This is a genomic window from Planctomycetota bacterium, from assembly GCA_039182125.1.
In the GTDB taxonomy this organism is placed as follows: Bacteria; Planctomycetota; Phycisphaerae; order Tepidisphaerales; family Tepidisphaeraceae; genus JBCDCH01.
This window is the reverse complement of the sequence record JBCDCH010000044.1, coordinates 19,758-33,885: the sequence shown is the minus strand read 5'-3', so window position 1 is coordinate 33,885 and position 14,128 is coordinate 19,758. Positions and strand designations below refer to the sequence as shown.

The 14,128-nt window shown below is 64.6% G+C and carries 14 protein-coding genes; 9 read left to right on the top strand and 5 right to left on the bottom strand.

Features of this window, described 5'->3' with window-relative positions; all coding sequences use genetic code 11:
- The 3 genes from atpF to atpA all read left to right on the top strand — a co-directional run.
- The coding region (gene atpF, locus AAGD32_12190) for a F0F1 ATP synthase subunit B (GenBank protein MEM8875001.1) at positions 1 to 648 on the top strand (648 nt) is incomplete at its 5' end.
- Entirely contained in the window at positions 649 to 1,200 is a 552-nt protein-coding gene (gene atpH / locus AAGD32_12185; protein MEM8875000.1) for an ATP synthase F1 subunit delta, read from the top strand.
- Positions 1,201 to 1,246: 46 nt separating this feature from the next.
- Positions 1,247 to 2,758: a F0F1 ATP synthase subunit alpha gene (gene atpA, locus AAGD32_12180; GenBank protein MEM8874999.1), complete on the top strand. Its 1,512-nt coding sequence runs from the start codon at positions 1,247 to 1,249 to the stop codon at positions 2,756 to 2,758.
- A 106-nt stretch (positions 2,759 to 2,864) separates the two neighbouring features.
- Here atpA and AAGD32_12175 read toward each other — a convergent pair whose 3' ends face one another.
- Entirely contained in the window at positions 2,865 to 3,179 is a 315-nt protein-coding gene (locus AAGD32_12175) for a hypothetical protein (protein ID MEM8874998.1), read from the bottom strand.
- Here AAGD32_12175 and xseA point away from each other — a divergent pair.
- Together xseA and AAGD32_12165 are read left to right on the top strand one after the other, a co-directional pair.
- Entirely contained in the window at positions 3,178 to 4,689 is a 1,512-nt protein-coding gene (gene xseA, locus AAGD32_12170; GenBank protein ID MEM8874997.1) for an exodeoxyribonuclease VII large subunit, read from the top strand. The genes AAGD32_12175 and xseA overlap by 2 nt on opposite strands.
- 64 nt (positions 4,690 to 4,753) lie before the next feature.
- Positions 4,754 to 5,905: a type II secretion system F family protein gene (locus AAGD32_12165; protein MEM8874996.1), complete on the top strand. Its 1,152-nt coding sequence runs from the start codon at positions 4,754 to 4,756 to the stop codon at positions 5,903 to 5,905.
- Between the two features lie 12 nt (positions 5,906 to 5,917).
- Here the strand turns inward: AAGD32_12165 and AAGD32_12160 are convergent, their stop codons facing one another.
- The 4 genes from AAGD32_12160 to AAGD32_12145 all read right to left on the bottom strand — a co-directional run bounded on the left by AAGD32_12160 (position 5,918) and on the right by AAGD32_12145 (position 8,804).
- A complete protein-coding gene (locus AAGD32_12160; protein ID MEM8874995.1) occupies positions 5,918 to 6,565 on the bottom strand; it encodes a hypothetical protein in 648 nt (215 codons plus the stop codon).
- 20 nt (positions 6,566 to 6,585) lie between these two features.
- Positions 6,586 to 6,816, bottom strand: a complete 231-nt coding sequence (locus tag AAGD32_12155) for a twin-arginine translocase TatA/TatE family subunit (GenBank protein MEM8874994.1) — start codon at positions 6,814 to 6,816, stop codon at positions 6,586 to 6,588.
- Positions 6,817 to 6,928: 112 nt separating this feature from the next.
- Positions 6,929 to 8,029 (bottom strand): RluA family pseudouridine synthase, encoded by a 1,101-nt coding sequence (locus AAGD32_12150; GenBank protein ID MEM8874993.1) that lies wholly within the window; start codon positions 8,027 to 8,029, stop codon positions 6,929 to 6,931.
- 10 nt (positions 8,030 to 8,039) lie between these two features.
- On the bottom strand, positions 8,040 to 8,804 hold the full coding sequence (locus tag AAGD32_12145; protein ID MEM8874992.1) for a hypothetical protein: 765 nt from the start codon (positions 8,802 to 8,804) through the stop codon (positions 8,040 to 8,042).
- A gap of 152 nt (positions 8,805 to 8,956) precedes the next feature.
- Here AAGD32_12145 and AAGD32_12140 point away from each other — a divergent pair, with 152 nt between their 5' ends.
- From AAGD32_12140 to AAGD32_12125, 4 genes are all read left to right on the top strand, one after another.
- Positions 8,957 to 11,143, top strand: coding sequence for a HEAT repeat domain-containing protein (locus AAGD32_12140; protein ID MEM8874991.1), 2,187 nt, complete (start codon positions 8,957 to 8,959; stop codon positions 11,141 to 11,143).
- Between the two features lie 107 nt (positions 11,144 to 11,250).
- Positions 11,251 to 12,183, top strand: coding sequence for a TerC family protein (locus AAGD32_12135; GenBank protein ID MEM8874990.1), 933 nt, complete (start codon positions 11,251 to 11,253; stop codon positions 12,181 to 12,183).
- Positions 12,184 to 12,245: 62 nt separating this feature from the next.
- Complete coding sequence (locus tag AAGD32_12130; GenBank protein ID MEM8874989.1) at positions 12,246 to 12,836, top strand: GNAT family N-acetyltransferase; 591 nt, start codon at positions 12,246 to 12,248, stop codon at positions 12,834 to 12,836.
- 67 nt (positions 12,837 to 12,903) lie between these two features.
- The gene (locus AAGD32_12125) at positions 12,904 to 14,103 is read left to right on the top strand and encodes a bifunctional 3,4-dihydroxy-2-butanone-4-phosphate synthase/GTP cyclohydrolase II (GenBank protein MEM8874988.1); all 1,200 of its coding nucleotides are present in this window, start codon (positions 12,904 to 12,906) and stop codon (positions 14,101 to 14,103) included.
- The last annotated feature ends 25 nt before the right edge of the window (positions 14,104 to 14,128 follow it).

Here is a 14,128-nt window from a genome sequence, read left to right as displayed (position 1 = left end):
CCCGGCGGTATCCTTCCCTCCAGACTGCACCCGGCTCCGACCCAACCCCACCTCATGAAACGCCTCTTGCCCTTCGTTGCCGTTACGACCCTCGCGCTGCCGGCCATGGCGCTTGCCGCCGAAGCCGGCGAAGACCCGTCGAAGATGATCACCGACGTGCCGTCGAAGATCATCCCCGCGGTGTTCACCTTGATCGTGTTCACAGTCGTGGTCGCGATCCTCGGAAAGTTCGCGTTCGGCCCGATTGCCAAGGGTTTGCAGGAACGTGAGGACCGCATCCGCGACGACATCGCCGCCGCCGAGCAGACTCGCATCGAAGCCGAGAAGAAACAGGCCGAGTACGCCGAGCAACTCGCCACCGCCGAAGCCAAGGTTCGTGAGTTGATGGCCGAGGCGCAGAAGAACGCCGAGAACGTCGTCGCCAAAGCCAAGACCGACGCCCAGACCGAAGCCGACGCGATCAAGGACCGCACCAATCGCGAGCTGGAAGACAGCCGCGTCGCGGCCGTCTCGTCGGTCCGTGCCGAAGCCGCCACTCTCGCGACGATGGTCGCCGAGAAGATTCTTCGCCGCGAGATCAATGCCGAGGACCAGCAGCGCCTGGTTCAGGAAAGTCTCGAAGCGCTCGACCAACTGGAGACCGCATAAATGGCCGCCACCGCCGAACATCACGACCCGGCCGCGCTGTCCTACGCACAGGCCCTGATCGAGCTGGCCGAGTCACGCGACCAACTCCAGCCGACCGCCGACGAAGTCGATGCGCTGCGGAAGGTTCTCGACGAGAACCCGAAGTTCGCTCAGTTCCTCGCCGATCCGGGTATCGACCGAGAGGAACGCTCCGCCGTTCTGCAGCGGACTTTCGCCAGCGCGAGTCCGTTGATGCAGAACTTCCTCAAGCTCGTCGAGGGCAAGGGCCGCATCGGACACCTGCCCGGCATCCTCGCCGCCTTCGAGTCGATCCTCGACGAGAAGCTCGGCAAGATCGAGGTCAACGTCACCGTCGCCCAACAGCTCGGCGAAGCTCAGATCGCCGACGTGAAAAACAAGGTCAGCGCCAAGCTCGGCAAAGACGCCGTTGTCCACCAGTTCGTCGACCCCGACATCATCGGCGGCATGGTGATCAAGGTGCAGGACCAGGTCATCGACGCCAGCGTCCGATCGAGACTCGACAGCATGAAGAAGCGTCTCAAGCAGAGCTAAGCCCACCCCGCACGAACCACCGACAGTACTCCCAACCCCAAAGAACATGGCCATCAACGTCTCCGAAATCTCCAGCGTCCTCAAACGCGAAATCGAAGGCTTCGAGCAGCAGCTCGAAGTCTCCGAGGTCGGCACCGTCATCGAAGTCGGTGACGGCATCGCCCGCATCTACGGCCTCCGCAACGCCATGGCCGGCGAGCTCCTCGAGTTCGCCAACGGCACCATGGGCCAGGTCTTCAACCTCGAGGAAGACTCCATCGGTGCGGTCATCTACGGCGACTACCTCGGCATCAAGGAAGGCGACGAAGTGAAGTCGACCGGCCGGCTGCTGACGGTGCCCGTCGGTGAGGGCGTGGTCGGTCGCGTGGTCAACCCGCTTGGTCAGGCCGTCGATGGAGGCGCGGAGATCCAGTCGTCCGAGACGCGCATGATGGACATCGTCGCGCCCGGCATCGCCAAGCGTCAGCCGGTGCACGAGCCGCTCGCCACGGGTATCAAGGCGATTGACGCGATGATCCCGATCGGCCGCGGCCAGCGTGAGCTCATCATCGGCGACCGCAAAGTCGGCAAGACCGCGGTTGCCCTCGACGCGATCATCAACCAGAAGGGCAAGGGCGTTAAGTGCTTCTACGTCGCCATCGGCCAGAAGGAATCTTCGGTCGCTTCGGTCGTCGACGTGCTCAAGCGCGAAGGCGCGATGGAGTACACGACGGTGATCACCGCCGGCGCGTCCGACCCGGCCCCGCTGCAGTACATCGCCGCCTACGCCGGTTGCGCGATGGCCGAGTACTTCATGTGGAAGGGCGAGCACACGCTGGTGGTTTACGACGATCTCACCAAGCAGGCCGCCGCTTACCGTCAGCTCTCGCTGCTGCTGCGTCGTCCGCCGGGCCGCGAGGCGTTCCCCGGCGACGTGTTCTACCTGCACTCCCGTCTGCTCGAACGCGCCGTCAAACTCTCCGACGACAACGGCGGCGGCTCGCTCACCGCGCTGCCGATCATCGAAACCCAGGAAGGCGAAGTATCGGCTTACATCCCGACCAACGTCATCTCCATCACCGACGGTCAGATCTACCTCGAGCCCGACCTGTTCTTCGCCGGCGTGCGTCCCGCAGTGAACGTGGGTATCTCCGTGTCTCGTGTGGGTGGTTCGGCCCAGACCAAGGCTATGAAGAAGATCGCGGGCTCGCTGCGTCTTGACCTCGCCGCCTACCGCGAACTCGAAGCGTTCGCCCAGCTCGGTACCGAGCTCGACCCCAAGACCCAAGCCAAGCTCGACCGCGGTGCCCGTCTGGTTGAACTGCTCAAGCAGCCGCAGTACCAGCCGATGCCCTTCGAGCAGCAGGTCATGGTCATCTACGCCGCGACCAACGGCTACCTCGACAAGGTTGAAGTCGAAAAGGTCTCCGAGTGGCAGGACGGCTTCCTCACCTACGTCGACCAGTCCCACGCCAGCGTTCGCGAGAAGCTCGTCGAAACGCAGGCACTCGGCGATGACATCGTCGACGGTCTCAAGACCGCGCTCGACAAGTTCAACGAGTCGGTCTGGCAGGGGTAACCCGCCGCCACTGCTACGTTCACTCTCAGGGGACGGCGGCGAAGCCGCACTGCGGGCACACCAACTGCTCAAGGTGCGGCGTCGTTGCACATAAAGCGCTATGCCATTACGCCTGCACGTCCAATCGCGTGCCCAGATGCGATTGGAGTCTGCTGAAGTCCCCGAGGGCTTTGCCGCGGTCCGACGCGAGGAAGTTGCTGACTTCCTTGGCTGCGGCTTGGTACTTCGCGTTCATCTCGGCCACTGTTTCGCGCGGTGGCGGGGGGGCGGGCGGATTGGCGGCGAGTGTCGGCCGTTGCTCTCGGGCGTAGGCGCTGTACGCCTGCATCCCCGCGGCAGGTGAAATCGTCATGTGACTGATGTCGAATTCACACGCCTGGATGGCAAGACAAATCACCCAGCCGCGTACGCTTGTCGACATGCCCGAACTCTTCGGCGATGACATCCTCACCGTGGGCGAGTTGACCAGGCAGGTGAAGTCGGCCCTGCGCGAAGCGTTCCCGAAACGCATCGCGGTGCGCGGCGAAACGAGCAACGTCACACTCCACCGCAGCGGCAACGTGTACTTCAATCTCAAGGACGACAGCGCGTCGCTGAGCGCGGTGATGTGGAAAGGCGCGGCGGCCAAGCTGCCGTTCCGCCCGACCGACGGGATGGAGGTCGTCGCCACCGGCGAGATCGACGTGTACGCCGGCTTCGGTCGCTACCAGCTCAAGGCGTTGTCACTCGAGCCGGTTGGCGTCGGAGCGCTCGACGCGGCATTTCGACAGCTGCGCGAAAAACTTGCCGCCGAGGGGTTGTTCGAACCTGCCCAGAAGCAGTCGGTACCGAACTATCCCCGCGTGGTCGTGATCGTGACCAGCCCACAGGCGGCCGGCTTCCAGGATGTGCTCAAAGTCTTCGATCGCCATCCGCACATTCGCAAGCTGGTGTACCCGGTCGCGGTGCAAGGCAACGGCGCGGCGGTGCAGATCGCGGAGGCTTTGGAAGCACTTTCAGGCGTTGCCCATTACGTCGACGCGGTGTTGCTCGGCCGGGGCGGCGGCTCGCTGGAAGACCTCTGGGCGTTCAACGAGGAGCCGGTCGCACAGGCGGTGGCGGCCTGCCGAGTCCCGATCGTGACGGGCATCGGCCACGAGACCGACACGACGCTCGCCGACCTCGCCGCCGACCACCACGCCCACACGCCCACCGCTGCCGCCGAGTACTTGACGCGGCACTGGGCCGGCATTGCGTCCGCGATCGACCAGCAGCGGACCCGCCTGCGAGTCGCCGTCCGTCGTGCGGTTGGCGATCGCCGCAACGCGCTTGCACCGGTGGCCCGGCATCGTGTCGTCCGTCGTCCGGCCGAGATTGTCGAGCAACGTCGTCAGCGGGCCGACCAACTCGAAGCCGAACTCATCGCCCGACTCCGCGAGCGGTTGCGGAACGTGCAGCGCAAGGTCGCCTCATTGCGTGAGCGTCTCGCAAACGCTCACCCGCGCAACCGTCTCGCCAGACGCCGCGAAGGGCTCGCTGATCACCGGGAACGGCTGCGCGAGGCTTTGCGGGGCCGGCTGCGACATGACCGTGATCGGCTCAACGCGCTCGAACGCCGGGCGGCGGGCCACGATCCTCGGTCAACGGTGGTGTTACGCCGGCAGCACACCGCCCGACTTACCGAGCGGCTTGCCGATGCGATGGCGCTTCGTTCGGAGCGGCTGCGCGGCAATCTCGCCACGCTGCGCGCCCGCGCCTCTGCCGTCGATCCCGAGGCCGTCCTGGCGCGTGGCTTTTCGATCACGTTCGACGATGCCGGCCGGCTCGTGCGCCGGCCTGGAGACGCCGATGTGGGTGCGGTCTTGACCACCCGAACCGCTGGCGGCGAGATCCGCTCGCGCGTCGAGCCGGCACCGTCCGCACAGTCGGAACAATCCCGCAGCAAAGCATAGTTCTCGGACCTGGGGCGTCACGACCGCGCCCGCGTTGTCGGTCGATCGGACCGATGCGGTGGACATGGCAGGCATCAGCGTCAGCGGGCAGTTCGGCAAACCGACCAAGCCGGTCAAGGTGGCCGAAGCCACACCGGCCAAACCGGCCGCCGCACCAACGTCGGAGTTCGCGCAGCCCAAGCTTCAGCGTCAGGAACTGATCAACATCAGCAGCCAGCTTTCGGTCATGCTCGACGCGGGGGTGCAGTTGTCCGAAGCGCTGGAATGTGTCGGCGCGCAGCTCCAACGGCCACAGGCCCAACAGGTCATGGGCGACATCGCCCAGCGCGTGAGTTGCGGTGCCGACCTGTCATCGGCGCTGGAACAGCATCCTCGGAGTTTCCCCCGCCTGTTTATCGCGTTGATCAAGGCCAGCGAGAAGGCCGGGATGATGCCGTTGATGCTCAGGCGTGCAACGACCTATCTCAAGAACGAACGCGAGATCATGCAGAAGGTGCGCGGTGCGTTGACGTACCCGAGCATCATGTTCAGTTTCGCGATCCTCACGACCGTGTTCCTGCTGGCGTTCGTGTTGCCCCGGTTCACCAAGATTTATGCCGGCAAGGAGGCCGCCCTCCCCCGTCCGACCAAGATCCTCATGGGCATGAGCGACTTCGTCGTCGGCAACTGGCTGATGCTGCTGATCGGCAGCATCGTCGCGGCAGTGTTGTCGTGGGTCTGGCTCAAGAGTGACGGCGGCAAAGCGGTCTGGCATGGCGTGCAACTGAAGCTACCCATGCTCGGCCCGATGTTTCGCGACCTGCACCTCTCGCGTGGTCTGCGAGTGGTCGGTACCACGGCGGCTGCGGGTGTGCCGCTGCTCGAGTGCGTTGGCATGGCTCGTGACCTGACCGAGAACACGAAATTCCAGCAACTGTGGGACAAGACCCACGACGAGATCGAACAGGGCGCGGCCTTCAGTGCGCCGCTGACCCGACACCCGCTCGTACCGGCGGGGGTGGCGGAAATGGTCAAAGCGGGTGAAGTTGGCGGCAAGCTCGGCGTCGTGCTCGAACACATCGCCGAGTCGAGCGAGGAACAACTCAAGGAACGAATCGCCCAACTCACTCGTTACATCGAACCGGCCATGATTGTCGGCATGGGCGCGCTCATTGGTGGCGTGGCGATGGCGATGCTGTTGCCGGTGTTCAACATCTCGCGCGTGATGTCGAGTTAGCGGCGATCACCCTCAACCGCCGATCAGCTCGTGGACGTCCTGCGGGGCGGTGATGATGAGGGTGCCGTCGAAGTAGCGGATGGAGGCGAAGCCGCCGTTTTCCTGCCAGACGTCGGGGCGGACGGTCTCGCGGATGATGTCGATGATGAGTTCGGCCATGTCCTCGGGAGACATCTCCTCGCCGTTGTCACCGAAGTCGCCTCCCCCTCCGAAACCGCCACCGCCGCCGCCGAAGTCGCCAATGTCGAAGTCAGGCGTGAAGTTCGGCACCGGCATGATCAGGTCGCGGATGTCGTAGACCTTGGTCACCATCGTCCGCGACGCTTGCTCGCGTGTGGTGACGGTGATGACGTTGTCGTCGATCAGATAAGCAAGCTCGCCCTGACCCGCATCGCGGAGGATGAGGTTGAGCATCTGGCGTGAGGTGACGTTGCTTACTTTGAGCGTCACCGGGGTGTTGCGGTCGATGCCGATGAGTTCGATCGCGTTCCAGTTGACCACGACGTTGAGCCCGGTCACATCGCGGTAGAAGTCGATGGCTTCGTTGACCGGCACATCGACGAGTTCGACCCGCGGGATGCGTCGTTGCAGCGCTTGCTTGACCGTCAGGTCGGCCGCGGCGACGAGAAGGACGAGCAGCAGGATCGGCAATGCACGCATGGCGGGCTCCGTGAAGTGTTCTAGGCGTCGAGGGCGGCTTTGGGCTTGTCCTCGTCGGTCAGGGCGGCCTTTTTCGACGCGTCGTTGACGTCGTCCTCGACGTCCTTGAGACCCTTCTTGAACTGCACGATCGCTTGGCCGACGCCACGGCCTACTTCGGGCAAACGCTTGCCGAAAAGTAGCAAGCCGAGCCCGGCGAGGGCGATCATCTCGGCAGGGCCGAGGGAGAACAAAGCGAGGGTGGACGGCATCAGGTTCAACATGTTGGACATCCTTCGGTGGGGGAAGTTCCTTCCATCATACAACGCATGAGGAAGAAAGTTGTTTTGGAAATTCTCGGGGGTGGCATTCCCCCGAAGCCGCTCAGCCTTCGGGCAGCTCCGCGGGGTCGCCGCCGAGGTGCTGCCACAGTTCGCGAAAATCGGCCGGCAGGGGCGCGAAGAGCGTCATCTCTTTCAGGCTGATCGGGTGAACGAACGTGATGCCGTGGGCGTGCAGGGCCTGCCTGCCGAAGGTCCAGCCCCCGCTGTCCGGGTCGCCTTGCACCGCCTTCTGTCCGCCGTACATCGTGTCGCCGACGAGCGGGTGGAGGACGCTGGCCATGTGGATGCGAAGCTGGTGCGTCCGGCCGGTCTTGGGCATGAGCTTGACCAGCGAGATCCCCGGCGGCGGTTGGCGGTGGAAGCGGTCGTTGGGATGGTCGCCGAAGCTCCAAGTCACATCGTCGGACTTGGCGTCGAGGGTGGCTTCGACTTGGTAGGTCGTCGTTGCCGGCTTGCCGCCGTTTTTCTCCGAGACGATCGCCTGCCGCTCGCGGACGGTGTTGTCCTTGCCGATCGGCTTGTCGATGACGTCGGCCTTGAGCTGCGGGATGCCGTGGACGATGGCGCGGTAGGTCTTCTGCATCGTGCGGCGTTCGAACTGTCGGGCGAGCCGCCAGTGGGCCTCGTCAGACTTGGCGACGAGGATGATGCCGGTGGTGTGTCGGTCGAGGCGGTGCAGGATGCCCGGCCGGCGTTCGCCGTTGACGTGAGACCAGCGCTTGCCGTAATGGAGCAGGCCGTTGACGAGGGTTCCGGTCCAGACGCCGCGGGCGGGGTGGATGATCAGGTCCGCCTGCTTGTTGAGGGCCATCATATGATCGTCTTCGTAGACGACATCGAGCGGGATCGGCTCGGGGCGTAGCTGGGAAACTTTCGGCGGCGGGGCGGTCATGCGGACCATGTCGCCGTCCTTGGCGTGGTTCGACGCCTTGGCCTTTCGGCCGTTGATCGTGACGCAGCCTTCCTTGAAACAACGCTGAACCTCTGCCCGGCTCAGGTAACCGACGCGGTCGACGATGTACTGATCGAGTCGGCGGTCGAGATCCTTGCCGACACGCCATTCGAACTCCCGCGGGGCGGCATAGTCCTCGTCATCGACCGGGCTGTCGTTGTCGTCCGGGATGTCTTCGGCGTGGCTCACGGGCCGGATGTTACTCGTCCGGCATGCCGAACTCGCCGAGCATTGGCTCGTCGACTTCGGCCGGCTGCGTGGTCGGGCTCAGGAAGTTGGGCGCGGGCATCGGGCGGCCGCCGGTCAGTTCGGCGTTCATCTCCACGCGCTGCTCGGCGATGAGCCGCTGATAACCCGTCGCGGCGGACTCTTCCTGGATGGCGGCGTACTGCTCGTCGGCTTTGTCGAGCATGCCGGCATCTTCATACGCGGCAGCGAGTCCCATGCGGGCTGAGATCCGCTGCTGGGCTTGTGGGCCCGTCTCGGAACCGGCGTCGGCAAGGACGGCGAGGTAGGACTGGATGGCCAACTCGCCGTACACCGCCGGCTCGTTGAACGCGTCGCCGAGCTTGGGCTGACGGCTGAGCTGTCGGTACAGATCACCCCGGATGAGCAATGCCTCGATTTTCGCGGCGTCGTCGCCGTCGTCCCGGAGCGCGTCCAACGCGGTGACGGCGTCGGTGGCCATCGCGACACGGTTGGTGCGATCGTTGTCATCGACGACGATATCCGGCAGCCGGGTGAGGCGTTGGACCATCTCGCGGGCGTTGCTCAGGTAGATCACCTGATTCTGTGCCTGGGAACTCGCCGCACGGTTGCGGCGTTGGACGAGCGTGATGATCAGCAGCAGGACGCAGAGCCCGATGAGAATTTTGGTGCCGTGGCGGGCCAGAAATGCCGGCGTCTCGGCCAAGGCCATCGCCAGCGAGTTGCGTTCCAGCTGTGCACGGGTTTCTGCGTCCATGGGTGGCGATGGTAGTCCCGCCCGACCGATGGTGCACCACGGGTGGTGTGGATCGGCCGTCGGTGTGTTTCGTCCGGCTTTCTTGACACGGACGCCTCCCGGTCGATGATGCATTGCCCACCCCATTCCCGCGTCCGCGGAGGCCTGATCCCATGAATCGAACCGAAGTATCCCCGTTGTTGCGTCGTGCCGCCCTTGCCGTGGCCCTTGCCATGCCCGTTGCTTACGCCGCGCCCGCCTTCGCGCAGGACGGTCCGGCCATGGCCGAGCCCAGCGAAGAACTCGCTCAGGGCGTCGAAGACTTCTTCCACTTCGGCAAGCTCGGCCGCTACGACCTTGCCGTCGCCAAGGGCACCGCAGTTCTCGACATGGGCGGTGAGCCGGCGGCCGTGCTCAAGGCTTTCCGCGATGCCGCCGCCGCTCGTGGCGATCAGCTCGACCAGTGGCTTGCCGTCTGGCAGGGCGTCGACGATGCGGAGATGGTCGACGTGACCAGCCGACTTGTCGAGGTCATCAACGAAGGCCGGCAGGCGGTCGCTTCCGATCCGGCCGAGATTCGTCGGCAGATCGAGCGGCTCGCCGTCAACGAGTTCGGTTACCGCAACGGCCTGCAGAACCTGCGGACCTCCGGCGAGCTCGCGGTGCCGCTGATGCTCCAGTACCTCGGCGATCCTGACCGCAGCGAGTTTCACAATCCGATCCGCCGTGCGTTGCGTGACATGGGTCGGCTCGTGCTCAACCCGCTGGTCGCCGCGACGCAGACCGATGATGCGAACCTTCTGACTGATGTCGTGAGTGCGTTGGGTGACATCGGCTACGGCGACGCCGCGCCGTATCTCAAAGCGGTGGCCGAATCCGACGCCGCCCCCTCGGCCAAGGAAGCCGCCAACGAAGCCCTCGCCGAGCTCGGCGTGTCCGGCTCGGCCGGCGATCTCTTCTACCAACTCGCCGAGCGGCTCTACTACGACCGTTCCAGCATCACCGCCGACAGCCGTTACCCCGAGGCGTTTGTCTGGAGTTACACCGACAACCGTTTGTCGGCTGAGCGCGTGCCGCCGGTGATCTTCAACGAGATCATGGCGATGCGTGCTTCGGCGTCGGCACTCGAAGCCGGTAAGTCCATGGACGACGCGCTCTCGTTGTGGATCGCGGCGAACTACAAGCGGGCCGCCGAACTCGGTGACGGCACCGACGCCTCCCGCCCGGCCGATGATCCCGGCGTCCAGTACTACGGCGTCACCGCTGGCTCGAAGTACACCAGCCGGGCACTCGCCCGTGCGTTGGCCGACAAGAAACCGGCGGTCGCGCTGTCCGCGATCGAGTCGCTCCAGTCGACGCTCGGCGACACGGCATTGTCCGGCTCGGCCGAATCGGCCCCGCTGATCGATGCGATGAGCTACCCCGACCGCCGTGTTCGCTTCGAAGCCGCCATGGCACTTGCGGGCGCGCTTCCGAGCAGCGATTTCGAGAACAGTTCACAGGTCGTTCCGCTCCTGGGCGAAGCGTTGAGCCAGACGGGCCAGCCCCAGTTGGTGGTACTCGGCCCCAATCGTGACATGGTCAACGCGATGGCCGAGGACTTGCGTGGTCAGGGCTATCAGGTTGCCGGCGTGACCAGCGCGAGCGAAGCGGTGCAAACGGCGCAGGGCCTCGCGGCCGTGGATGCCGTGCTGGCCGTGGATGACGTCAACATTCCGGCTGGCGAGATCGACCGCCTGCTGACCTTCCTCAACGCCAGCGACAAGACTGCCGGCAGTGCCCGCATCATCCTCGCCAATCCGCAGTCGAGCTACGCGGCCGATGCCGAGGACAACCCGCTGATGACAACGACGACCGCCGAGGGCGGAGCAGGCCTCGCGGCGGCGATCGAGGAAGGCCGCGCCGCAGCCGGCTCGTTGCCGCTCGACGAGCAACTGGCCACCGAGTACAGCCTCCGCGCCGGCGAACTGCTCAAGGACATCTCTGAATCGCAATCGAACGTCTTCAACCTCGCCCCGGCCAAGGGGCCACTGCTCGACGCGCTTGATGACGAGCGTGAGGCCGTCGTGCTGCTCGCCGCGGATGTGCTCGGTGGCCTCGACGACGCCGACGCGCAACTCGCCCTCGCCAGCAGTGCCGGCGAGACCGGCGCGGACGCGGACGTTCGGTCAGGCCTCTACGAAGCACTGGCCAAGAATGCCCGCAACTTCGGCAACAAGCTCAGCGGTGACGCCGTCAACGCCCTGCGTGGTACGGTCGTTTCCGAGCCCAACCTCGAAGTTCGCACCGCGGCCGCGAAGGCGTACGGTGCCCTGAACCTGCCGGCCGAACAAGCCAAACAGATCATCATCGGGCAGTAAGTTCATTGCATTTCCCGAGGAAGCCGCGGTTGATTAAACCGCGGCTTCCTTGCGTTGTGGTTTTCGGCGTCGTTTGCAGTTGACGCGGTGCCGGGTACAACCAAACCGTGTTCGAACTGCTTGCCGCCTCGGAAACCGTTGCCGGGTCCTACGAGCTTTTTTCCACCGCCGCGCTGGTGTCGCTGCTGACACTGACGTTGCTGGAAGTCGTGCTCGGGATCGACAACGTCGTGTTCATCGCAATCCTCACCGGCAAGCTGCCCGAGAGCCAGCGAAAGAAGGCGTGGTACATCGGGCTCGGTCTCGCGATGCTCATGCGGATCGCGTTGCTGTTCGCTGCGACATGGGTGCTGTCGCTCGACAAGACCGCGCTGTTCACGATCCCGATGCCGGAGTTTCTGGCCGATGTGTTCGGCAAGCTCTTCAACGGCGCAGCCGACACGGCTCACGCAACGCCGCACGGACCGCTTGGGATCACCGGCAAGGAGCTGATCCTGTTCCTCGGCGGCGCGTTCCTCGTCGGCAAGGCGTCGTTCGAGATTCACGATAAACTCGAAGGCCATGCCCACGGTCCGTCGGCCGGCAAGGCCGTGGCGAGCTTCGGTGCGATCATCGTTCAAATCCTCTTGCTCGACGCGGTGTTCAGCGTCGACAGTGTCATCACCGCCGTCGGTATCGCGCAGCATATCGAGGTCATGGTCATCGCCGTCGTCATCGCGGTGATCGTCATGATCACGTTCGCGCAGCCGATCAGCCGATTCGTCGAGAAGCATCCATCGATGAAGCTACTCGCTCTGGCGTTCTTGATTCTCATCGGCGTGATGCTGTTGGTCGAGGCGTTCGAGGTGCATGTGCCCAAGGGCTACATTTACTTCGCAATGGCGTTCGCCTTCACGCTGGAGATGCTCAACATCCGCATCCGCGGCAAGAAGGGCAAAGCGGTCACGCTGCACCAAAGCTACGTCGAGAGCGATTCGCCCGACGGATACGGCGATATCGCCAACCCGAATCAGTTGCGACTGTTCACCAAGGGCGAGTAGCGCCAGGTGGATGCCGTGCGAAATCGCCTCGAACGTCTCCGCCAAGCTCGTAGGATCGGCCGATGGGTTTGCTCCACCGATTGTTCGCGTCGCGCTCCACGCTGAGGTGGCCGACCGAGCCGTTGGTGGACCGCGAGTTGGTGCTTGCCCCGCCGACCGCGACCTTGATTGAGCCGATGGCCGCGAGCGATCCGGATACGCCCACCGAGGTGACAAGGGCGCGGATGGCCGACCTGCTGGCCCGGGCGCCGGGCGGTGTCGAGAAGGCCAACTGGCTCGCGGGGACGGTGCCGGCGTTGCACTTTCTGATGCGGCTTCAAAACGACGACCCTGTCCCGATCGCCGGTGCCGTCGGTCTGCGGATCGGTGACAACGAAGACCTGCGGATGTACGCGGGTCACGTCGGCTACCACGTTCACAAGCCCGCGCGGGGTCGCAATTATGCCGAGCGGTCGGTTCGGCTGATCCTGCCGGTCGCTCGATCGGCAGGCATGCAGACGTTGTTCATCACCGCCAACCCGGAGAACGCGCCGAGCCGTCGCACCATCGAAAAGCTCGGCGGCGAGTTTCTCGAGATCGTCGACGTGCCCAAGGCGCACCCACTTTATCGGGCCGGGGAGAAGCGTAAAGCACGCTATCGCATCGACCTTTGACGATTTCCTCGGCTCGTCGCCGCAGCAGTTTGAAACGATCTGCGCCAGTCGTTGCATACGATCAATCATGCCGCTTTCCCCCATTCCGGAGATTCTCGACGAGTTGCGTGCCGGCAAGATGATCGTTCTGGTCGACGACGAGTCGCGCGAGAACGAGGGGGACTTGGTGGCGGTTGCCGAACACGCCACGCCCGAGGCCGTGAACTTCATGGCCCGCGACGCGCGCGGCTTGATCTGTCTTTCGCTCACCGGCGAGGCCTGTGATCAGCTTCAACTCGAGCCGCAGGCCCACCGCAACACGGCCCAGCTCGGCACCGCGTTTACCGTGAGCGTCGATGCCCATCCGAAGTTCGGCGTGACCACCGGCGTGAGCGCACACGATCGCAGCCGAACGATTCAGGTCGCCATCGCGCCCGACGCGCAGCCGACCGACCTGCTGCGGCCGGGGCACATCTTCCCGCTGCGCGCGCGAACCGGTGGCGTTCTCGTTCGTGCCGGGCAGACCGAGGGTGCGGTCGATCTGGCTCGGCTCGCGGGCTTCAGGCCGGCCGCCGTCATCTGCGAGATCATGAACGACGACGGCACGATGGCGCGCCGGCCGGAGTTGGAGGTCTTCTGCGAGAAGCACGACATGAAGATGTGCTCGGTCGCGGACCTGATCAGCTACCGCTTGCGCCAAGACTCGCTGGTCCGCCGTGTCGAAACCGTGGAGATGCCGAACGCTTGGGGCAACTTCACATTGCACGCCTTCGCGACCGACGTCGATCAGGAGCCACACCTTGCGTTGGTTAAAGGCGACGTGACCGATGGCGAGCCGACGCTGGTGCGGGTGCATAGCGAATGCCTGACGGGCGACGTCTTCGGCAGTCGGCGGTGTGACTGTGGCGACCAACTCGCGCAGGCGATGGCGATGATCGAGGCCGAGGGGAAAGGCGTGTTGTTGTACCTCCGCCAGGAAGGTCGCGGCATCGGTCTGCTGAACAAGCTCCACGCCTACAAGCTCCAGGAGCAGGGTCTGGACACGATCGAAGCAAACGAAAAGCTCGGCCTGCCGGCGGACAAGCGCGACTACGGCATCGGCTCGCAGATCCTTCGCGACCTCGGGCTCAAGAAGCTCCGCATCCTCACCAACAACCCCAAGAAGATCCACGGCATCGACGGCTTCGGCTTGGAGATCGTCGAGCAACTGCCGGTCGCCGCGCCCGAGAACAAGCACAACGCGGCGTACCTCAAAACCAAACGCGACCGAATGGGTCATGCGTTGTGATCTTGCGTTACACTCTCCCCGGCCG